Source organism: Clostridioides sp. ZZV14-6150, assembly GCF_020657875.1.
In the GTDB taxonomy this organism is placed as follows: domain Bacteria; phylum Bacillota; class Clostridia; order Peptostreptococcales; family Peptostreptococcaceae; genus Clostridioides.
Genome location: NZ_JAGWDA010000002.1, coordinates 220898 through 242963, shown reverse-complemented (window position 1 = coordinate 242963; position 22066 = coordinate 220898). Strand labels below are relative to the sequence as shown.

22 protein-coding genes are annotated in these 22066 nt (G+C 26.9%); 16 read left to right on the top strand and 6 right to left on the bottom strand.

Features of this window, described 5'->3' with window-relative positions:
* Nucleotides 1–113 precede the first annotated feature (113 nt).
* From argC to KGF41_RS03590, 6 genes are all read left to right on the top strand, one after another.
* Nucleotides 114–1148: an N-acetyl-gamma-glutamyl-phosphate reductase gene (gene argC / locus KGF41_RS03615; RefSeq protein WP_227856363.1), complete on the top strand. Its 1035-nt coding sequence runs from the start codon at nt 114–116 to the stop codon at nt 1146–1148.
* 41 nt (nt 1149–1189) lie between these two features.
* Nucleotides 1190–2407: a bifunctional glutamate N-acetyltransferase/amino-acid acetyltransferase ArgJ gene (gene argJ, locus KGF41_RS03610; RefSeq protein ID WP_227850329.1), complete on the top strand. Its 1218-nt coding sequence runs from the start codon at nt 1190–1192 to the stop codon at nt 2405–2407.
* 13 nt (nt 2408–2420) lie between these two features.
* A complete protein-coding gene (argB, locus tag KGF41_RS03605; RefSeq protein ID WP_227827953.1) occupies nt 2421–3281 on the top strand; it encodes an acetylglutamate kinase in 861 nt (286 codons plus the stop codon).
* A 52-nt stretch (nt 3282–3333) separates the two neighbouring features.
* Nucleotides 3334–4527 (top strand): aspartate aminotransferase family protein, encoded by a 1194-nt coding sequence (locus tag KGF41_RS03600; protein ID WP_255611308.1) that lies wholly within the window; start codon nt 3334–3336, stop codon nt 4525–4527.
* Nucleotides 4528–4633: 106 nt separating this feature from the next.
* Entirely contained in the window at nt 4634–5656 is a 1023-nt protein-coding gene (gene argF / locus KGF41_RS03595; protein ID WP_227827954.1) for an ornithine carbamoyltransferase, read from the top strand.
* 124 nt (nt 5657–5780) lie between these two features.
* Nucleotides 5781–6389, top strand: coding sequence for a DUF4878 domain-containing protein (locus tag KGF41_RS03590; RefSeq protein ID WP_227841615.1), 609 nt, complete (start codon nt 5781–5783; stop codon nt 6387–6389).
* Between the two features lie 383 nt (nt 6390–6772).
* On the opposite strand, the gene KGF41_RS03585 is transcribed toward KGF41_RS03590, so the two are convergent.
* From KGF41_RS03585 to KGF41_RS03570, 4 genes are all read right to left on the bottom strand, one after another.
* Complete coding sequence (locus KGF41_RS03585; RefSeq protein WP_227841092.1) at nt 6773–7990, bottom strand: M20 family metallo-hydrolase; 1218 nt, start codon at nt 7988–7990, stop codon at nt 6773–6775.
* A 211-nt stretch (nt 7991–8201) separates the two neighbouring features.
* Nucleotides 8202–8840, bottom strand: a complete 639-nt coding sequence (locus KGF41_RS03580; protein WP_227827957.1) for an ABC-2 transporter permease — start codon at nt 8838–8840, stop codon at nt 8202–8204.
* Nucleotides 8840–9703: an ABC transporter ATP-binding protein gene (locus tag KGF41_RS03575; RefSeq protein WP_227841091.1), complete on the bottom strand. Its 864-nt coding sequence runs from the start codon at nt 9701–9703 to the stop codon at nt 8840–8842. The genes KGF41_RS03580 and KGF41_RS03575 overlap by 1 nt, the downstream gene beginning before the upstream one ends.
* Entirely contained in the window at nt 9700–10074 is a 375-nt protein-coding gene (locus KGF41_RS03570) for a GntR family transcriptional regulator (RefSeq protein ID WP_227827959.1), read from the bottom strand. The genes KGF41_RS03575 and KGF41_RS03570 overlap by 4 nt, the downstream gene beginning before the upstream one ends.
* Before the next feature lie 423 nt (nt 10075–10497).
* Here KGF41_RS03570 and KGF41_RS03565 point away from each other — a divergent pair, with 423 nt between their 5' ends.
* The 5 genes from KGF41_RS03565 to KGF41_RS03545 all read left to right on the top strand — a co-directional run bounded on the left by KGF41_RS03565 (nt 10498) and on the right by KGF41_RS03545 (nt 15730).
* Complete coding sequence (locus KGF41_RS03565) at nt 10498–10842, top strand: replication/maintenance protein RepL (RefSeq protein WP_227840955.1); 345 nt, start codon at nt 10498–10500, stop codon at nt 10840–10842.
* A gap of 16 nt (nt 10843–10858) precedes the next feature.
* Nucleotides 10859–11455, top strand: coding sequence for a hypothetical protein (locus KGF41_RS03560; protein ID WP_227827961.1), 597 nt, complete (start codon nt 10859–10861; stop codon nt 11453–11455).
* A 36-nt stretch (nt 11456–11491) separates the two neighbouring features.
* Complete coding sequence (clpB, locus tag KGF41_RS03555) at nt 11492–14086, top strand: ATP-dependent chaperone ClpB (RefSeq protein WP_227856362.1); 2595 nt, start codon at nt 11492–11494, stop codon at nt 14084–14086.
* Nucleotides 14087–14379: 293 nt separating this feature from the next.
* Nucleotides 14380–14850 carry a methylated-DNA--[protein]-cysteine S-methyltransferase gene (locus tag KGF41_RS03550; RefSeq protein WP_227841616.1) on the top strand — a complete coding sequence of 157 codons (471 nt, stop codon included), beginning with the start codon at nt 14380–14382 and terminating at the stop codon, nt 14848–14850.
* Between the two features lie 739 nt (nt 14851–15589).
* Entirely contained in the window at nt 15590–15730 is a 141-nt protein-coding gene (locus KGF41_RS03545) for a hypothetical protein (RefSeq protein ID WP_227435245.1), read from the top strand.
* Here KGF41_RS03545 and KGF41_RS03540 read toward each other — a convergent pair.
* The gene (locus KGF41_RS03540) at nt 15727–16098 is read right to left on the bottom strand and encodes a helix-turn-helix domain-containing protein (RefSeq protein WP_227827964.1); all 372 of its coding nucleotides are present in this window, start codon (nt 16096–16098) and stop codon (nt 15727–15729) included. The genes KGF41_RS03545 and KGF41_RS03540 overlap by 4 nt on opposite strands.
* A 651-nt stretch (nt 16099–16749) precedes the next feature.
* Here KGF41_RS03540 and KGF41_RS03535 point away from each other — a divergent pair.
* On the top strand, nt 16750–17007 hold the full coding sequence (locus KGF41_RS03535) for a hypothetical protein (RefSeq protein ID WP_227827965.1): 258 nt from the start codon (nt 16750–16752) through the stop codon (nt 17005–17007).
* Between the two features lie 272 nt (nt 17008–17279).
* On the opposite strand, the gene KGF41_RS03530 is transcribed toward KGF41_RS03535, so the two are convergent.
* Nucleotides 17280–17957: a VanZ family protein gene (locus KGF41_RS03530; RefSeq protein ID WP_227827966.1), complete on the bottom strand. Its 678-nt coding sequence runs from the start codon at nt 17955–17957 to the stop codon at nt 17280–17282.
* A gap of 231 nt (nt 17958–18188) precedes the next feature.
* Here KGF41_RS03530 and KGF41_RS03525 point away from each other — a divergent pair, with 231 nt between their 5' ends.
* The 4 genes from KGF41_RS03525 to ilvD all read left to right on the top strand — a co-directional run bounded on the left by KGF41_RS03525 (nt 18189) and on the right by ilvD (nt 21767).
* Nucleotides 18189–18488 carry a hypothetical protein gene (locus KGF41_RS03525; protein ID WP_227827967.1) on the top strand — a complete coding sequence of 100 codons (300 nt, stop codon included), beginning with the start codon at nt 18189–18191 and terminating at the stop codon, nt 18486–18488.
* Between the two features lie 322 nt (nt 18489–18810).
* Entirely contained in the window at nt 18811–19056 is a 246-nt protein-coding gene (locus KGF41_RS03520; protein ID WP_227827968.1) for a DUF5071 domain-containing protein, read from the top strand.
* A gap of 221 nt (nt 19057–19277) precedes the next feature.
* Complete coding sequence (locus tag KGF41_RS03515; protein ID WP_227850330.1) at nt 19278–19955, top strand: TVP38/TMEM64 family protein; 678 nt, start codon at nt 19278–19280, stop codon at nt 19953–19955.
* A gap of 156 nt (nt 19956–20111) precedes the next feature.
* Nucleotides 20112–21767, top strand: a complete 1656-nt coding sequence (gene ilvD, locus KGF41_RS03510; RefSeq protein ID WP_227827970.1) for a dihydroxy-acid dehydratase — start codon at nt 20112–20114, stop codon at nt 21765–21767.
* Nucleotides 21768–22066: the final 299 nt, after the last annotated feature.

The following is a 22066-nucleotide window of genomic DNA, read 5'->3' as shown; positions in this document are numbered from 1 at the left end:
TGAGTTAGATAGTTTTAAATTTATAAATTATCAAATGATTATCAAATAATAATATCAATCTAAAAAAATAATTCAAAATATTCTTAAAATAATTGTAAAACGGAGGGAATAAAATGAGTAAAATAAAAGCTGGGATTATTGGAGCATCTGGATATGTTGGTGTAGAATTACTAAGATTATTAATAAATCATGAAGAAGTAGAAGTTACAGCTATAGGTTCAAATTCATACATTGGCAAAAATATAGTTGATGTATACCCAAGTATAGGTTATGAAAACAGTATGGTATGTATAGAAAACGAAAAAGTCATTGATATGTGTGATGTTGTATTTACTGCTCTTCCACATGGGGTAAGTGAAAAATTTGCAATAAAAGCAATCGAATCTAAAAAGAAAGTCATAGATTTAGGTGCTGATTTCAGAATAAAAGATGAAGAAATATATAGTGAATGGTATGGGGTATCTTTTATAGATAAAATTTTACACAAAAAAGCTGTATATGGATTAAGTGAGATATATAAAGAAGATATAAAAAATGCTGATATAGTTGCAAATCCAGGATGTTATCCTACTAGTATTTCTTTACCACTGATGCCATTATTAAGCTCTAAGTTAATAAAAAATAATAATATAATAATTGACTCTAAATCAGGTCTCACAGGAGCTGGTAGAGAGTTATCAACAAGTAGTCATTTTACAGAAGTTAATGAGAATATAACTGCATATAAAATAGGAAAACATAGACATACTCCAGAAATAGAACAAAATCTAAGTGAAGCGTATAAAGAAAATGTAGATGTAGTTTTTACACCAAATCTAATTCCAGTAAATAGAGGGATACTATCAACTATATACTGCATAAAAGAAGATAATGTATCTATAGGTGATATACATAAAAAATTGACTGATTATTATGAATATAAAGATTTTGTAGAAATACTCCCATTAGATAAGATAACCTCTTTAAAAAATGTTATATATTCAAATAAATGTGTAATATCAGTACATGAAAATAAAGATACATTAATAATCTGTTCAACTATAGACAATATGATTAAAGGAGCAGCAGGGCAAGCCATACAAAATATGAATATAATGTTTGGAATTGAGGAGACTACAGGATTAAAGCATATTGCACCATCATTTTAGGAATAGAAAAATACTAAACTCATATAAGTAGGAGGATAAAAATGGAGATTATAAAGGGTGGAGTTACAGTTCCAGAAGGGTTTGTTGCTTCAGGAATTCACTGTGGCTTGAGAAAAAATAAAGAAAAGAGGGACTTAGCTTTAGTTTATTCAGATATTTTATGTGATGCAGCAGCAGTAGTTACTCAAAATAAAGTTAAAGGAAATCCAGTTTATGTAACACAGGAGCATATTAAAAATGGAAAAGCACAAGCGATTATAGTGAATAGTGCTAATGCTAACACATTTAATGGAAAAGAAGGTCTTATAAATGCATATAAAATGGCTAAATTTACTAGTGAAAAATTAAATGTTAAAGAAGAGGATGTTTTGGTTGCATCTACTGGTGTTATAGGAAAACCATTAAATATAGATTTAATAGAAAAAAATATGGATGAATTAGTGAGTAATCTCAGTAAACAAGGTCATATTGGAGCAAGAGAAGCGATTATGACAACTGACATTATAAAGAAAGAAATAGCAGTAGCAATAATGTATGGAGATAAAAAAATAACTATTGGAGGTATGGCAAAAGGCTCAGGAATGATACATCCTAATATGGCAACAACATTGGGATTTATAACTACGGATGCAAATATCGATAGTGCTCTCTTAAAAGAAGCTCTAAAGAGTGCAGTTGATAAAAGCTTCAATAGAGTTAGTGTAGATGGAGATACAAGTACTAATGATATGGTAATGATTTTGGCAAATGGAAAAGCGAAAAATGAGAGAATGGATGAAAAAGATGAACATTATCAAGTATTTTTAAGTGCACTTACATATGTTTGTATAGAACTTGCTAAACTTGTTGCTAAAGATGGAGAAGGATGCACAAAATTAATTGAATGCTATATAAATGGAGCACTAAGCGAAGAACATGCAGTAAAGTTAGCAAAAACAGTTATATCTTCTTCCTTGGTAAAGACAGCTGTATTTGGAGCTGATGCAAATTGGGGAAGAATATTGTGTGCTTTAGGTTATGCGGGTGAAGAAATAGATATGGAAAAAGTAGATATTATTTTTGAAAGCATGAAAGGATATATAGAAGTATGTAAACAGGGAAATGGGTTAGATTTTAACGAAGAAAAAGCGAAAAAAATTCTTGAAGATGATGAAATAAGTATATTAGTAGATTTGAACATGGGAAATGCTAGGGGAAATGCATGGGGATGTGATTTAAGTTATGATTATGTAAGAATAAATGGAAGTTATAGAAATTAGGAGGAAATGCTTAATGATTGATATAGAAAAAGCAAATACGCTGATAGAAGCTTTACCATATATAGAAAAGCATCAAGGAAAGACTATTGTAGTTAAGTATGGTGGAAGTGCAATGAAAAAAGATGGTTTAAAAGAGTCTGTTATGGAAGACCTTGTACTTATGAGTTATGTTGGAATCAATATAGTTTTAGTACATGGTGGAGGAGCAGAAATCAATAAAATGCTCGCTAAAGTAGATATAGAAAGTAAATTTGTAAACGGGCTTAGATATACAGATGAAGAAACCATGGAAATTGTAAAAATGGTTTTAGCTGGAAAGGTAAATAAAGATTTGGTAAATAAGATACATATAAAAGGTGGAAGAGCAGTAGGGCTTTGTGGGATAGACAATAATATGATTTTATGTGACCCATATAAAAATTATGAACTAGGATTTGTTGGAGAAATAAAGAAAGTAAATGTTGAACTTATAGAATCTTGTTTAAAATCAGGATATATTTCAGTAATTGCAACTATTGGAGTTGGAGATGATGGAGAGACTTATAATATAAATGGAGATACAGCAGCATCAGCTATAGCTAAAGAATTAAATGCAGATAAGTTGATACTTCTTACTGATGTGCCAGGTCTTTTAAGAGATCCAGATGAAGAAAAGTCATTGATAACAGAAGTTATACTAGAGGATGTTGATAAGCTATTTGATGAAGGTATAATTACTGGTGGCATGATACCTAAAATACATGGATGTGTAGACGCTTTGAATAATGGGGTAAATAGAGTTCATATTTTAGATGGAAGAGTTCCCCATTCTATAATAACAGAGTTATTTACTGATAGTGGGATAGGTACATTAATAAGAAAAGAAAATGAATAAGAAGATACGTTAAATATAAAGAAGATTATAAACTTAAGTGAGGATGATAAAAATGAATATAAATAACAATAGTATAGTTTCAAAATGGGAGGAATATTTCATAAATACATATAGCCAACCTGATTTTATTATAGACTATGGCGAAGGTAGTTGCTTTTTTGATACTAAAGGCAATAAATATATAGATTTTACAAGCGGATATGGAGTATCCTCTCTTGGATATAGTAATAATAATCTAAAAACTGCCTTAAAGAACCAAGTGGACAAATTATTACATACATCAAACTTATATTTCAATGGTCCAGTATTGTCTGTAGGAGAAAAAATAATTAATACAAGTGGATTGGATAAAGTATATTTTTGCAACTCTGGAACAGAAGCAAATGAAACTGCTTTTAAAATAGCAAGAAAGTATAGTAGTGATAAATATGGTAAGGGAAGAGGGACAATTATAAGTTTAAAGGATTCTTTTCATGGTAGAACAATGATGTCTTTGATGGCAACTGGCATGGATAAGTATCATAAATATTTTTATCCACTTCCCAAAGGCTTTAAATATGTAGAAAAAAACGATATTGAAGATTTTAAAAATAATATTGATTCAACTGTTTGTGCAGTAATTCTTGAAGCAGTTCAAGGCGAAGGTGGAGTTAATGTTCTTGAAAAAGATTATATTTTAGAACTTGTAAAAATATGTAAAGAAAAAGACATAGCAGTAATTTTTGATGAAGTTCAATGTGGTATAGCAAGAACAGGTAAACTGTTTGGATATGAATATTTTGATGTAAAACCAGATATTGTTACAATTGCAAAAGGTTTAGGAGCAGGAATACCAATAGGAGGAGTATTAGTAAATGAAAAATTTTCAAAAGTTTTAGGTAAAGGAGATCAAGGTACAACATTTGGAGGTAATTTATTAGCTATGGTGGCAGCTTCTGTTGTGTTAGATGAAATATCTAAAGAAGGATTTTATGAAGATGTATTAGAAAAAGGGGATTATATAAGAAAATCTATTGAAAATTTTAATAGTACAATCGTAGTAAAAACAAAAGGTATGGGCTTGATGATAGGAGTAGAAACTACTATTGAATCTAACATTATAGAAGAAAAAGCTAGAAAAAAAGGATTACTTGTTTTGACTGCTGGAAAGAATGTACTTAGATTTTTACCGCCTTTAACAATTAGCTATAAGGAGATAAATGAAGCTCTTGAAATTTTAAAAGATATACTACTAGAAGTTAATTAAGCTTTTAGAAGATATATTATTAGAATAAGAATGAAGGCATATAAAAATATATGAAACTAAAGATTGAGTAGCATTTAAATAAATTTACAAAAAGGGGAAAATCAATATGAATAATATAAGTTTAAAAGGAAAGAGTTTTTTAACATTAAAGGATTTCACTAAAGAGGAAATTAGATATTTATTAACTCTATCTAGTTATTTAAAAACTAAGAAGAAGGTTGGTATAAAAGGAGATTTATTGCAAGGCAAAAACATAGCATTATTGTTTGAGAAGACATCAACAAGAACTAGATGTTCGTTTGAGGTAGCTGCTCATGATGAAGGTGCTCATGTAACTTACCTAGGTCCCAATGACTGTCATATGGGTAAAAAAGAATCTGTATCTGATACAGCAAAAGTTTTAGGAAGATTTTATGATGGTATAGAATTTAGAGGATTTAAACAGGAAACTGTTGAAAGTTTAGCAAAATACTCTGGAGTACCTGTTTGGAATGGCCTTACAGATGAATATCATCCAACTCAAATACTTGCAGATTTTCTAACAGTAACTGAAAATGTAGATAAAGATTTAAATAAAGTTAAATTTGTGTATGTTGGGGATGCTAGAAATAATATGGGTAACTCGTTGATGATAGGATGTGCTAAATTGGGAATTCATTTTGTAGCACTTGCTCCTAAAGAGCTTTGGCCAAATGAAAAGTTAGTTGAAGATATGAGAGAGATATCTAAAAAGTCTAAAGGAGATATATTGTTAACTGAAAATATTGATGATGTAAAAGGTGCTGATGTTATATATACAGATGTATGGGTTTCTATGGGAGAAGAAGAACAATATGAAGCGAGAATAAATCAACTTAAAGATTATCAAGTGAATATGGATATGATAAAGAAAACTGAAAATGAAAATGTTATATTTTTACATTGTCTTCCAGCTTTTCATGATTTAGAAACTAAAGTTGGTCAAGAAATTTATGAAAAGTTTGGATTATCAGAATTAGAAGTTACTGACGAGGTATTTAATTCCAAGTATTCAAAAGTATTTGAAGAGGCAGAAAATAGAATGCATACTATAAAGGCTATTATGGTTTCTACTATGACTGATGTAAATATGAATAATAATTTAATATAAATATTTTTTAATCTAGGTTTATGTTTTGATAAAAGTGATAAATATTCTAAATATATTATTAAAAATCCTCATTATATGTTAAAATAACTTATGTATCAACAAATTAAGAGGGAGGATTTGAGATATGAAAAAAATCATATTACTTTTAACAACTTTTTTATTAGCAATATCTTTGACAGCATGTTCAAGTGCAAAACCAGAAGATACAATCAATAATTTTTTTAGTAGTGCAAAGAAATTTGACTTTGAAGGTATGAACAAAGTTATGGAAAATAATGATGAAAAATATAAGGATATACTAAAAGAATTAGAAACAGAAGACCCAAGTGCACAGTATGTTTTAGATTATCTAAAAAATAATGCATCTAAAATAACATACACAATAAAAGACAGTGAGATTAAAAATAATAATGCAAAAATTCAAGTAGAGTGTAAGTTTGTAGATTCAACACCATTACTTAAAGAAATAATAGCTGAAGCATTTACAAAGATGCTTGGCATGAGTTTTTCAGGTCAAGATTTAACAGATGAGAAAACAACTGAAATGTTAGTGTCAATCATGAAAGAAAAGCAAAAAAGTGTTGAAGAAACTTTTGTAACAAAAACTGTAGAGTTTGAATGTACTAAGAAAGATAATAAGTGGATAATAAGTTCAGCTAATGATGCTCTGGCTGATGTATTATTATCTAATCTTGTTACAGCAGGAGAAGAATTTTCTAACTCTATGAGTTAAGTTGAATATTAAATTAGAAATATAATAAAAAATGAATATATAATATTTATAAGGGATATCAGTTTTGGTATCCTTTATGTTTTTTAAGGTAAATAAATAAAAATCAATAGAAATATTAAAAATAATTTGAATGTTTATTTCCACTATTAGAAAGATATCTATTGTATAATATATATGATTTAAAATGAGCTAATTATGAATAGAATGTATAATTATAAGTAAGGTATATAGCTAATGGAAATGATAGATTTGATACTCTTGATGGGATACCAACTTTTATATATAAATAGAATTAGAAGGTAGCAATTATGGTTAGTTGCTACCTTCTTCATGTTTATTTTCATTTTTTTTAATACATCAGAATAGAGAGTATTATCATAAAATTATCTTAGATTAAGATTATCTAGTATTTTTAAAAATATTTTTACCGCAATATCTAAATCATTCACAGTAACATTTTCATTAGGATTATGACTTATACCTTCAGTACATCTTATAAATACCATACCTATATCAGTTATATTATCCATTTCTTGAGCATCATGACCAGCGCCACTATAAATATAAAATGGGTTGAGATTTAAATCTACAAAACTTTTTTCTATAACTTTTGTTATTTTATCAGAACATGGTACAGGAACATTTTCAAAAGAGAGTTCACTTGTATAGTTAAGTTTTCTATTTTGACATATACGAGTTATTTCATCAAATATTTTTATTACTGAAATATCAAGAATTTCTTGTGAACATGAGCGTACGTCAAGAGTAAAATCAACTCTTTCAGGAACTACATTTGATGATGATGGATAAAAATTCATCTTTCCAATTGTAGCAACTAAATCAGGAGTTATCTTAGCTATATTTTCAATTGCTAATACACATTCACAAGCACAACATCCAGCATCAAATCGCATATCCATTGGTAATGTTCCAGCATGACCAGATTTGCCATTTACTGATATTTTAAAACTCTTAAATCCTGTAATACTTGAAACAATCCCAGCAGGAAGAGAGTTGTTTTCTAAGACAGGCCCTTGTTCGATATGGAATTCTAAATAAGCATCAATATCTTTTCTAGGGTGTAAATTTATTAAATTTTTAGTATCAAATCCAAATTTTGTCACAGCTTCTTCAAGTGTAATTCCATTTTCATCAACAGATTTGAGTAGCTCCTTTTTAAAAGTACCAGCAAAAACTTTACTTCCCATTAGAGATGTTTCAAATCTTGTACCTTCTTCCTCAGCAAATGCAACTACTTTAACATTAAATGGGTAAGATTTATTATTATTTATAGCTTCCTCAAGTCCAATTAGAGGAACAATTATTCCTAGCATTCCATCAAATATACCTCCGCATTTTACACTATCTTGATGAGATGCAACTACTAATGTAGGTGCGTTTAAGAAAGTAGATTTATATGTACCTATAACATTTCCAATATCATCAATTTCAACATCAAGATTCAAACCTTTCATCCAAGAACTTATTAATTCAATCGATTTTTTATGCTCATCAGTTAATATAAGTCTTGTAAGACCTGTTGTTGTTGAACTTATTTTTCCTAATGTTTGTAAATAATCCATACATCTTTGTCCTAACATATGTACCCTCCTAAAAATATAATTGTCAACTAAATTTATCAGATAATTATATTATATCAGTATATTTGGAAAATAATAGGATGTTATTAAACAAATAAATAATAAAAAAATAAAAAGCCTAGTAGAAATAAAAAATAAAAATACCATCAACTTTTACCTCGATAGTATTTTTATAAAATTATTTAAACATAAAAACTGGTGTTAATATATTTTATACTTCTTTTTTACAATAAATTTTTGTAGAAATAAAATATGAAATTACAAACAAAAAAATAGCAATAAATGGAAGAGAATAAACTAAAGTATTAAGTATAATCTCAATAGAGATACTTGAATTAAATCTTTCCAAAAGGCTTTTAAATCCTAATAATACAGCAGTAGGAAGTAAAAAGCATGCAATCATTAATAAACGAGCTTTTTCTGTACCAAATTTATAAATAAGTGGTAAAATAAGGCTGGCAAAACATATTGAAATTGATAAAATTAATCCTGTAATAACTAAAGTCTCATCTAAAACAAGTGTATTTTTAAAATATCCAATAACGATGCTAATAATAAGTGAGAAAAATACACCTATAAAGCTAAATATTAACATAGTTAAATATTTACTTAATACAATAGCATTACGTTTGATAGGCATTGTAAGTACATAGCTATCCCATTTATTTAAATCATCATATGAAAATGTTGAGACAATCATTGTTGTACATAAAACTATAATAACACCCATAAAACTATTGTTATTTCCATCTCCCACAGAAGATATATATCCAAATACAATCATAAATAAAATCATAATTTTTATATTGCCTTTTAAATTAAGTAAGTCTTTTAAAATTAGTCCCTTCACTATTTATCACCTCTCACATAAAATAACATAATTTCTTCAATTGTTGTATTGTCAACTATAAGATTTGGATGTTTTGTAATAAATTTGTACTTGTCTTTAAGTAGTACTTCATATCCAAACTGGCTTTTACGATAATATGAATAATCTTCATTTGTAAGTTTAGCAAAATCATTAGAACTACATTTTAAGATACCCATAGTATCGATTAATTCATCTTTGCTTTCGCTAAATATAATTTTTCCCTTATGTATAAATGTAATATAATCTGCTATTTTATCCAAATCACTTGTAATATGTGAAGATAAAATAATAGAATGTTCTTCATCCTGTATAAAATCTAAGAATATATCCAATATTTCTTCTCTTACAATAGGGTCAAGTGAACTAGTTGCTTCATCTAATATTAATAACTTTGGTTTATGAGATAAAGCTACAGCAATACTAAGTTTCATTTTATTACCTTTTGAAAATTCTTTAATTAGTTTATTATTTGGAACTCTTAATTTTTTTAAATATTCTTTAAATAGTGTATCATCCCAGTTTTTATAGATATGGCTCATAATTTTTGAGATATTATTTGTATTTAAATTCTCATGAAAGTTGCTTCCTTCAAATACCACACCAATTTGTTCTTTGATTTCTTTTTCATTTTTTATGTTATCAAGACCAAAAATTTCGATATTTCCACTATCATAAGATATTAAATTTAAAATTGATTTTAATGTAGTAGTTTTTCCTGCACCATTTTCACCTACAAATCCCATTATAGAGCCTTTTGGTACTGAAAAAGATACATCTTGTAATGCAAAATTTTTGTAAGCTTTGTTTAGGTTTTTTATAGTTATTGCGTCCATAATTATCATTCTCCCTTATATAATAAAAGTAAAATATCTTTTAACTCATCATATGTAATACCACTACTTTGAGCTGTATCAACTGCTTTTTGTAGGTATTCTTCAATTAAACGAAGTTGTTCTTCTTTAACAAAATCCATATTTTTGCCAGATACGAAACTACCTTTACCAGTAACTGTTTCAATAAATCCATCATGTTCTAAATCGCTATATGCTCGCTTTGTAGTAATTACACTTATTCTAAGTTCTTTTGCTAATAATCTCATACTTGGAAGAGCAGTACCTTCTGGCAACTCTCCACTTATAATCATACTTTTAATTTGTGTAGTAATTTGTTCGTATATTGGCTTGCCACTTGAATTACTAATAACTATATTCAATTAGACACCTCCTTAAATTGTATATATAGTATATATACATTATATAAATATATGTATACTATGTCAAGTAAGCCTACAAAAAAAATAATTGGAAATATTATGCATTCAATAGTTTTACTTTATAGAAAGACTATTTTATTGAGCATATTAAAATTTTTTAAAAAAATTTACAAATATTATTCGAAAATCTTACCAATAAATTGAAAATGCTAATTTTAAGAAATAATAAAGTTTAGCTTCTGGCTAAATAAAAGTTTACTTTATAGATAAACTTTTGCTGTTTTTGTTTTTGACATACATATTTTTTTGTAATATATTTATATTATCAATTAGAGATAAGGAGAGTGAGAAGAGATATTTAATTTAGAGAAGGCATTAAAAAAAGATTTAAATCAAGAATATACAGAGAGTAGAAATTTGATTATGAACAAAAGTAAATATATGAATGTTTGCTTTAAAAATTATATCAAAGTGGCAGAAGGAATGTATACTAAGAGAGATTTAATTCCAATAAAATTAATAAATTCTATGGATAAAAATAATAAGATTAGAAAAACATTACATGAATTATCTTGTGAATTTGAATATCCAAAGACTTCCTTGTCTTCATTGTTTACAGAACTAAAAAAATTAGATTTTTTACAGAGAGTAAAAAATGGTGAGTATATGATAAATCCACATATAGCATATAAAGGAAATAGAGCTGATAAAGAAAGTTTATTAGAAGAATATAATCAGATAAAAAGACCTAATAAGGTTAGTAAATAAGGAAGAAGGTTTTTATATGAGTTTAAAACTTGATAGAAATGTTCTACAGTGGTTTGATTATGTATTTGAAAATGAAGAAACTAGTTTGAGACATTATAATTTTGAATGTACATTAAAAGAGATTAGCCCCACTAGTTTAAACAAAGTAGCATTTATATTAGAAAAAAATAATTCTGAATACTGGAAGTTGTATTTTGAAATACCAGCCGAAGTTACTTTGAAACTTAGACAAAACATTCATCCTTTATTTAGAGAGTATATATACGAACAAATATCACTGTATAACGATAATCAAATTTACAATTTTGTAAATTCAAATTTATTAAAAGTGTTTAATAATATTGCAATTTACCAATATAATCTTTTAGAAAATCTATATACTATTGATTTTAGAAAGAGTTTTATAGAGAAATGCCAGTATTTGTTAATAGGTGAAAAAAGACTTATAGATGAAGACTTATATCTAAAAGCAAAATCAAAAGAAGTGTTTGATTTTTTTAACTCAGATGGAACCTTTAATCTGACATTAAGTTTTGACATACAAAAAAATGAAAGTTTGCTTGATAGTCTTTTGGAGCTTAGAAAATCAATAATCATAAATGAGAGAATTTAATTTATTTGGATATAATATTAAAATGGAGGGATTTATATGGACGTAGAAAAAATGACTTTAAGAGTTCAAAAAAGTTTAAATGAGGCTTATAATGAAGCAGTAAAAAATCATAACCAACAAGTAGATGTAATTCATCTTTTTTCAGCACTTATTAATCAAGAAGATGGGTTAATACCAAATATAATAGAAAAGATGAATATATCAATAGATTCTTTAAGAAATACTGTAAACCTTGAAATGGATAAACTTCCAAAAGTATATGGAGAAGGAGCAGATTCACAAGGAGTGTCAGCTACTAGAAAAATAAATGAAGTACTTATAAAAGCAGAAAGTATTTCTAAAGAATTTAAAGATTCATATATAAGTGTTGAGCATGTTATGCTTGCAATGATGGAAACAGAATCAAAATCAGTTGTTGGTAAAATATTGAAACAATATAATATAAATAAAAATGACTTTTTAAACGTTTTATCACAAGTTAGAGGTAGTCAAAGGGTAGAAACGCAAGACCCAGAAGGAACATATGATGCGCTTGCTAGATATGGAACAAATTTAGTAGATTTAGCTAAAAAAAATAAGTTAGACCCTGTAATTGGAAGAGATGAAGAAATAAGAAGAATTATAAGAATTTTATCGAGAAGAACAAAAAATAACCCTGTATTAATTGGTGAACCAGGTGTAGGTAAAACTGCGATAGTTGAAGGCTTAGCAGAAAGAATAGTAAGAGGAGATGTACCAGAAGGATTAAAAGATAAAATAGTATTCTCTCTTGATATGGGTGCATTGATTGCTGGTGCAAAATATAGAGGAGAATTTGAAGAAAGATTAAAGGCTGTCTTAAAAGAAGTTCAAAGTTCTGATGGAAAAATCATATTATTTATAGATGAGATTCATACTATAGTTGGAGCTGGTAAAACAGAAGGATCAATGGATGCAGGTAACCTGATTAAGCCTATGCTTGCAAGAGGAGAGTTAAATTGTATTGGTGCAACTACTTTTGATGAATACAGAAAATATATAGAAAAAGATAAAGCACTTGAAAGACGTTTCCAACCTGTAATTGCAGAAGAACCTACTGTTGAAGATACAATATCTATACTTAGAGGACTTAAAGAACGATTTGAGATACATCATGGAGTAAGAATTCATGATAATGCTATTGTAGCAGCAGCAAAACTTTCTCATAGATATATACAAGATAGATTTTTACCAGATAAAGCAATAGATTTAATAGATGAAGCTGGAGCTATGATTCGTAGTGAAATAGATTCATTACCAACAGAATTAGATGTGGTTAGAAGAAAATTATTTACACTAGAAACTGAAAGAGAAGCTTTACTCAAAGAAAATGATGATAAGAGTAAGTCAAGACTAGAAGACATTCAAAAGGAAATAGCAGAGTTAAAATCTAAAAATGATGAAATGACTGCTAAATATGAAAAAGAGAAGAGTCAAATATTAGATATTAAAAATTTAAAATCTCAATTAGATGAAGCTAAAGGGAAAGCTGAAAAATATGAAAGAGAATATGATTTTAATAAAGCAGCGGAGGTTAAATATGGTGAAATACCTAAATTAGAAGAGCAAATAAAGAAATATGAGGAAAGTATGAATGATGGTTCTGAGAATTCACTTTTAAAAGAAGAAGTTACAGAAGAAGAAATATCTAATATTGTATCAAAGTGGACAGGTATACCAGTAACTAAATTAGTTGAAGGTGAAAGAGAAAAGCTACTTAAGCTAGAAGATGAACTTCATGAGAGAGTTATTGGACAGAATGAAGCAGTTACAGCAGTTTCAAATGCAGTAATACGTGCAAGAGCTGGTCTAAAAGATGAAAGAAAACCAATTGGTTCATTTATATTCTTAGGACCTACAGGAGTTGGAAAAACTGAACTTGCAAAAACTCTTGCTAGAAATTTATTTGATAGTGAAGATAATATAATTAGAATTGACATGTCTGAATATATGGAAAAACATGCTGTATCAAGATTAGTAGGACCTCCTCCAGGATATGTAGGATATGAAGAGGGGGGACAACTTACAGAAGCAGTTAGACGTGCACCTTATTCTGTAATATTATTTGATGAGATAGAAAAGGCACATGAAGATGTATTTAATATGTTTTTACAAATATTAGATGATGGTAGACTTACTGATAATAAAGGTAAGACTGTAGACTTCAAAAATACTCTTATAATAATGACCTCTAATATAGGAAGTAATTATTTATTAGAAGCAGGTGGAAACATAACAGATACTACTAACAGTCTTGTAATGAATGAGATGAAGCATCGATTTAAACCTGAATTTCTAAATAGAGTAGATGATATTATAATGTTTAAACCTTTAGACCAAGATAATATCAAGAAAATTATAGACATATTTATGGAAGATTTAAAAAATAGATTAAAAGAAAAAGATATTTCTATTGAAGTTACAGATTCAGCTAAAGATGTTATGGTGAGAGAAGGTTATGACCCTGTGTATGGTGCAAGACCTCTTAAGAGATATATAGGAAATACATTAGAAACTATAATTGCAAGAAAACTTATTGCTGGAGATATATATAATGGCTGTACTATAGTTATAGATGGGAAAAATGAAAATATTGAAGTTTTAGTTAAGTAATAAAAGTCAGTAGAGCAAAATGTGCGGTTTGATACATTATGCTCTACTGACTTTCTTGTTGATTAATTTTGATTAATTTTAATTAATTTATAGATTTATAGTTTTAAGAAGGAAAATATAATTATTTTTATTATTTATGTAATATAGGATTATTAATTGATTTTATATAAAATAACTATTTTTAAGAGTATTAAAGTTTTTTTTAATAAAAGTTGATAAAATATATGATATAAATAAGTAAAACTATTAATATAACTGAAGGTAAAAATAAATGTGGAAGGATATAGTATTTAATGAAAAATATATTTTACTATGAAACTAAAATTGGGAAGATAGGAATATCAGAAGAAAATAATTATATTACAGATTTATTCTTTGGTATGCAAGAATTATCTTGTGAAAAATACACAGTCAAAGAGACTGAAATTATAAAAGAAGCAAATAAACAGTTAAGTGAATATCTAAATGGTGATAGAAAAAAATTTGATTTGCCATTACATCCATCAGGAAGTGAGTTTAGTAAACAAGTGTGGAGTGAACTTTGTAAAATTCCATATGGAGAAACAAGAACTTATCTAGAATTAGCGAATACAATTAATAGATCTAAATCATATAGAGCAGTGGGATTAGCCAATAGTAAAAATCCTATCTCTATTTTTATACCTTGCCACAGGCTTATTGGTTCTAATGGAAGTTTGAGAGGTTATTTGGGCGGAATAAAAACAAAGGATTATTTATTAAAACTTGAAAGTGAAAATAAATAATAGAATTATATAGTAAGTACATATTGAAAAATAATACTTATAGTGAAAATTAACTTTATCTTCACTAATAATTAAGTTCCAATAATTAACTCATGAAAACTTAAACTCTCAATAATAAAAATGGTCTAAAGCTGAATAAATTTACTACACAAATATAAATAGAATAACATAAATTTATTTGTTGAAAAGAAAAAGCAGCAGAGAATAATAGTGAATTTGATACTATTTACTGATGATTTTTAAGGAACTAAATAAAAGAGAAATACTATTTTGTGAGAGAATTTTGAAGCACAGACAGATAAATCTATTCGCCCCTTAGAAAGTAGATTTTAATTATGTTTATAAATGGCAAAAAAATACTTAAAATGATAGTTAGTAAACTATCATTTTCAGTATTTTTTATAATTTATCAAGTACTAAAAAGTAGATTAAATAAACATAAAAATTTATATATTTATACAAAATTTTATAATAAGAATTATCTTAAAAAATATATAAAAACATAAAAATTATACAAAATTCTACAATAATAGATTTTTTTGTTATAATTACGAGTTTTTTATTGCATCTGTAGAATAAAAGTATTATTATATAGTTAAGATAATTATCCAAGAAAATTTTGGATAATAGAAAAATATTTTATGAAATGGAAAAATTATAATTACATAATTTTTATTAAAAATTTGTTGGGAATCTTTGAACAAAATTAAGAACATAGGTTCGCTGGGGGATGGTGCATGTGGAAAAATCAAATACTACTATTATAAGAAAGGAAAAAATTAAAGACACAGGAATTAAATTAGATTTTTTATTGAGTGTAGATATTGATTTTTATGAACTGTTATTAGAAATCTTGGAAAAAGTAAAAGAAGAGAATTAGTTCTCTTCTTTTAAAAATCTCTTTATATAAGCATTATCAATCATTTTTTCTATAGCTTCTCTATCTTCTTCCTCAAGTGAATATATCTTTTCTAAAAGTTGTTTTGTTTTTTCACTAACTGATAAACTTTCTATTATTAATTTGTCTTCTCTATTTATTTTTGTATTTTCATTTATACCTAATAAATAATCTGTAGATGTCTTCAGTGCTTTTGCTAATCTTACTATTATTTCACTTTTAGGTTCTCGCAGATTATTTTCATAACGTGATAAACTAGCTTCAGTTATACCAACTTTAGTAGCAAGTTCCTTTTGATTTATATCCAACTCTTTTCTTAACTTTGCTATTCTATCTCCTAAACTTTCCATATGTACATCACTCCTTACCGAAATTATAAGTTATTTTACTAAAAAGTAAAATAAAATTACCAAAAATATATAAAAAAAGATAAAAGAGAAGAAAAAAGATTGATAATTACCGTTTGTATATATATAATATAAATTATACAAGTGGTAATTTATGGAGAGGTGATATGTTGGATACAAAAAATCAAAATTAAAAATGATGCTATTAAAAATAAATCAAAAAAGTAATAAAAATATTAAAAATAAATCTTATAATACATTTATTTGAAGGAAATATAAAACTAAGTTTATAAGAAAAGAGATGTGCACTTTGTAAAAATATTGAGTTTTGATATAAATGATTTAAGATGCAAATGATTTGAATAAAAATTTTTATTAATACAATTACCAAATGTATAAATCAACATGAGAAGGGTGGTAAGGATAAGTTTTACTAAGTGAAATAGATTATATAATGGTGTTGGAATAATTAACAGATGATTTATCATGGAAATAAAAAAGAGAACTAATTTAGTAAATATTTTAGAATTAAAGAAATTCACAAAAGAGAAAGATGATATATAAGTATGTAATGGTAAAAGTTTTAATTATGTCAAAATAGTATATAACAAGGAAATGATTTTAAAATAAATTAAATATATTGGAGAGGTTGAAATGATAATAATTAGAAGCCAGGATAAAACTAATTTAATGAAAGTTAGTAAAATTGAAATAAATGATAATCAAATATATGTAACCTTTGAAGATATGTATAATACTAGGAAGATAGGAGATTATGAAAGTAAAGAGAGAGCAATACAAGTATTAGATAAGATACAAAATTTTATTGAGAATGGTACTGAGTATGATTATATAACTGCTAATAAAGTTAGATGTAATGTAAATCGAATATTTCAAATGCCAATTAAGTAAGGCGATTATGTTAGGCTGTTAAGATTTGAAAAGTATTTTAATAATTTTGTTGAAGGTAATTATAATTAAAAGTTATAGATTATTTTAAATATTGTTTTTGCAACAATAAAATATAAAAGGGAAAATACGTATTATCAATAATATAAAAAGATTATTTTTAAATATATTATCTTTAAAGAATAAAATACCCCATTCTTAATGTAATAAGAAGGGGGATTTTATTTATACATAAATATTAAAATAAAATGTAAATTTAATATATATTAAACTATCTAATAAGGAATGATATAAAAATTATACAATAGAAATTCTCCTAAGACAGCTAATATTAAGTACATAATAGTTTCATTTTTAGGAAGATTAATAGCTTTTCTATTTGTATCATCATCAGCTTCAACAGCAATTTCATCTTTAACAGTTTGTTCATATCGATATGAAAAGAGAGTCTTTTTACTTATATAATTAAATAAATTATTTATACATATCCATATGAAATATCCCAAAATAGCACCTAGAGTATTCATCATCAAATCATCAATATCTGTAGCTCTATGATTGAATAATTGACAAATCTCAATTGCTAATGAAAAAACTAATCCAGTCCATAATATACTAATAAAATTTCTAAATCTTTCCCAAATCAAAGGAAGTAAAAATCCTAAAGGCATAAACATGATGATGTTTAGAATATAAGTTAAAGCACCACTTGAACTAAATGGAATTAAATTTATTTCATCTAGCCTAATAATTTCATCATATCTACCTATATCCCATATACTTCCAATACCTGCTTTGCTAAGTGCTAAGTAAATATAAAATAAAAAAACATAGACCCATATTAGATGTGTTATTAAACTCCTCTTTTCTTTTAAATTTACTTTTCTTATAACAATTATTTGGTATATTAAACAAGGTAATATTGCACAAAATAACGGATAAAGTGTCCACATAATTGTAATTTATCTCCCTTCAAAATTTATATTTTTAACCTCATAAATACTATCTTTATTGTAATCTTTAAAAATAAATTTTTCTTTAATAAAACCTTAAAAATTTATTAACTTATAAAATAGAATCTTCTACACCTAATATGTAAATATTTAAAAATTTTATCATATGTATAAATATTATAAATATATGGAAATAATAATAGTATATATTGGTAAAATAGGAGGAATTGTATGAAATGGATTAAATGGTATAGTATTACATGTATATGTATTTTTGCTCTTATAACTTTTTTTATGTTAATATTTCCAAATAAAGTAAGAATGCTTGATTCTTCATATGCATATAGTCTTATTGAAAAAAAAGTGCCAAATGGTGCTAGCTATCAAGGATACAAGAAGAATCAAATTGATGGTACTACTACAATTTATTATAATTATAATAATTCAACTCATGTAGTGAAATTATCACACCCTGAATATAATTCGAGAGAGATTAACTGGGATAAAGTTTCAAATATTATATTTGATTAACTTAAAATAACATTTATTATTTTGAAAATTTATTGTATATAAAAATAGGTCATTTTTATAATATAATAAAATGGATATGTTTAAGAAGATTTTAATTCTTTAAAATCTAGAAAGAATCATGGTCATACTACTATAAACTGTATATCTAGCAAAAGGCAAAGTGGTGCTTAGATTAATATCAGTACTTATATACAAGTATATTAAGTTATAATTTGTTTGACATTTATACATGTAGATATTAGAATCTAAACATAAACGATTTTTGTCTATTTAATTAGGGGAGATAAGAAAACTATTGTGTGTTGGATTGGAGAAATAGATTATGAAAAATGTCGAAGAACTACTTCCAAAAGATAAGTTTGATAACTGTAATATTGAAAAATTAAAATTATTATCTGATGAAGAGATAAAACCTATTTGCCCTAGGCTTTTAGAATGGATACAAGATTACAATTGGTCTGTTGCAAAAGATATATTGTCTGTATTGGCATTACATCAAGAAATTATTACTCCACTGATAATAGATATTCCTAAAAACATTCTCTTAACGGAATGTTTTTTTATTTAGCTTAATTGTGCAATTTGTTGATATTTCTTAGATTTTTTGTAATTAGTTAATAAAAAAATGTATTATAATAATATTATCGAAACTTGAAAATCTGACAAAGAGATAATATTATAAGAAGTGGTGAAGAAGTTATTTAGATGGAATAAAAATAAAGGGTTATTTATTAAAACTTGAAAAAGAAAATAAATAATAGCGATATACAATAAATACATATAGAAAGGATGATACTTATTATAAAAAAGAATTTGAAAGGAATTGTTACAGCACTTATCATTGTTATTTTTATACTCATTTATTATACATTTTTTAGAGATATTACAGCAGAGCAGATACGTCAATATGTGCAATCATATGGAAACTATGCACCCTTTGTATATATATTGATTTTCTCAATCTTACCAATTACTTTTTTTCCAGTTCCAGTCTTAGCATTGGCTGGAGGATTAGCATTTGGATTGTGGAAAGGAACACTTTATACTATAATAGGTGCAGGTATTAATAGTGCAATTATGTTTATGATGGCAAAGGTATTAGCTAAAGATACCATAACTAAGTTTTTAAAAAATAAATTATCACCATCTTTATGGGAACTTTTTATGGAGGCAGATGAGAAGAGAGGATTTTTTATTATATTTGTATTAAGATTGATACCAATTACTCCATATAATCTTATAAACTATGGAGCAGGACTTACTAACATAAAGTTTAGTAGTTATATACTTGCAACATTTATTGGTATTTTACCAGGAACATTAGTGTTCTTAAATATAGGAGATAAAGCTATTGATGTTACTAATCCTTCTTTTATAATTTCTATAGTGTTGTTGCTTTTATTAATAATAGCATCTTTAATATTGGCAAAAAAGATTTCTCCAACTAGTATATCCAAGAGAGAATAAGCATTTAATTTATTTGTGTAAGATATTAATATAAAATCGTAATAATTTTATATTAATATCTTTTAATATTTTTTGGATTTTTTGTAATTAATTGATATAAAAATATATTATAATAATATTATGAAAATTTTAAAAATATAAGAAAGAGGTAATACCATGAGAAGTGATATAAAAAAAGGAATAGAAGGAGCTCCAAAGAGAGCATTAATGTATGGAATGGGTCTTACTAGAGAAGAAATTGAAAGACCACTAATAGGTATAGTAAATGCACAAAATGAAGTGATTCCTGGTCATCTTCATCTTGATGAAATAGCAGAAGCAGCAAAAAATGGAGTGAGAATGAGTGGTGGATTACCATTAGAATTTCCAGCTATAGGAGTTTGTGATGGTATAGCTATGGGGCATGTTGGAATGAATTATTCACTTGCTTCAAGAGAATTAATAGCCGATTCTATAGAGGCAATGGCGATGGCACATGGTTTTGACGCTTTAGTACTTATACCTAATTGTGATAAAATAGTGCCAGGAATGTTAATGGCTGCTGCAAGACTTAATATACCAAGTGTTGTTGTAAGTGGAGGTCCTATGCTTCCAGGAAAAGCAAATGGAAAAGTATATGACTTTAACTCTGCAATGGAAGGTGTTGGAGCTTGTAAGGATGGAACAATGAGTGAAGAGGAACTAGAAGTGTTGGCAATGAATTCTTGTCCTGGTTGTGGTTCATGTTCTGGGCTTTTTACAGCTAATAGTATGAATTGTTTAACAGAGGCACTAGGTATGGGGATTCCATATAATGGCACTGCTGCTTCACATTCAGGAGAAAGAAAAAGAATAGCAAAATATGCAGGTATGTATGTCATGGAACTTCTTAAGAATGATATAAAGCCTAGAGCTATTTTGACAATAGATGCTTTTAAAAATGCAATAACTGTAGATATGGCAATGGCTGGTTCTACAAATACAGTGCTTCATTTACCTGCAATAGCCTATGAAGCAGGAATAGAACTTAATTTAGATTTATTTGATGAAATAAGTGAAAAAACTCCTTGTTTAACAAAATTAAGTCCAAGTGGTAAGCATCATATCGAAGATTTACATATGGCAGGCGGAATACCAGCTATAATGAATGAACTTTCAAAGATAAAAGGAATAAATTTAGATTGTAAAACAGTAACAGGCAAGACTATAGGAGAAAACATAAAAAATTGTGAGATAAAGAACGAAGAAGTAATACATACATTAGAAAATCCGTATAGCAGTCAAGGAGGCCTAACAATTTTAAGAGGTAATCTTGCTACAAATGGAGCAGTTGTAAAAAAATCAGCAGTAGCAGAGGAAATGTTGGTTCATGAAGGTCCAGCAAGAGTTTTTAATTCGGAAGAAGAAGCTGTTAGTGCTATATTTGGCAAAAAAATAAATAAAGGTGATGTTATAGTTATAAGATATGAAGGTCCAAAAGGAGGGCCAGGAATGAAAGAAATGTTATCTCCTACCTCAGCAGTTGCGGGAATGGGACTTGATAAGCATGTAGCACTTCTTACTGATGGTCGTTTTTCAGGAGCTACCAGAGGGGCATCTATAGGACATATTTCTCCAGAAGCTATGGAAGGTGGTTTAATAGGAATAGTTGAAGAAGGAGATATAATTTCTATAAATATACCAGATAAAAAATTAGAATTAAAAGTAAGTGATGTAGAAATGGAAAAGAGAAAATCAAAATTTAAGCCTTTGGAACCAAAAATAAAGCATGGATATTTAAGTAGATATGCTAAACTGGTTACATCAGCAAATACAGGGGCAGTTTTGAAATAGTAAATATATTAAAAAAGTAGAGAATATTAAATACTAACAGGATATCTTAAAATGTTTTTACCATAAATAAGATATCCTATTTTATTGTTTCAAACGTATAAAATATTTTGTATCTTATAAAAAAGTAAATTCTCTATGAAAGTAAATCTGCATATGTAAGCAAATCTTTATTTTGATATAGCACATAAATTTTATTTTGTAGACAATAAAATATGACTCCTAAAAATAAAAAACATATCATAAATATAAATAGATGAGTATAATCATGTAACTATAAATTAAATTATTAATTTATAGTT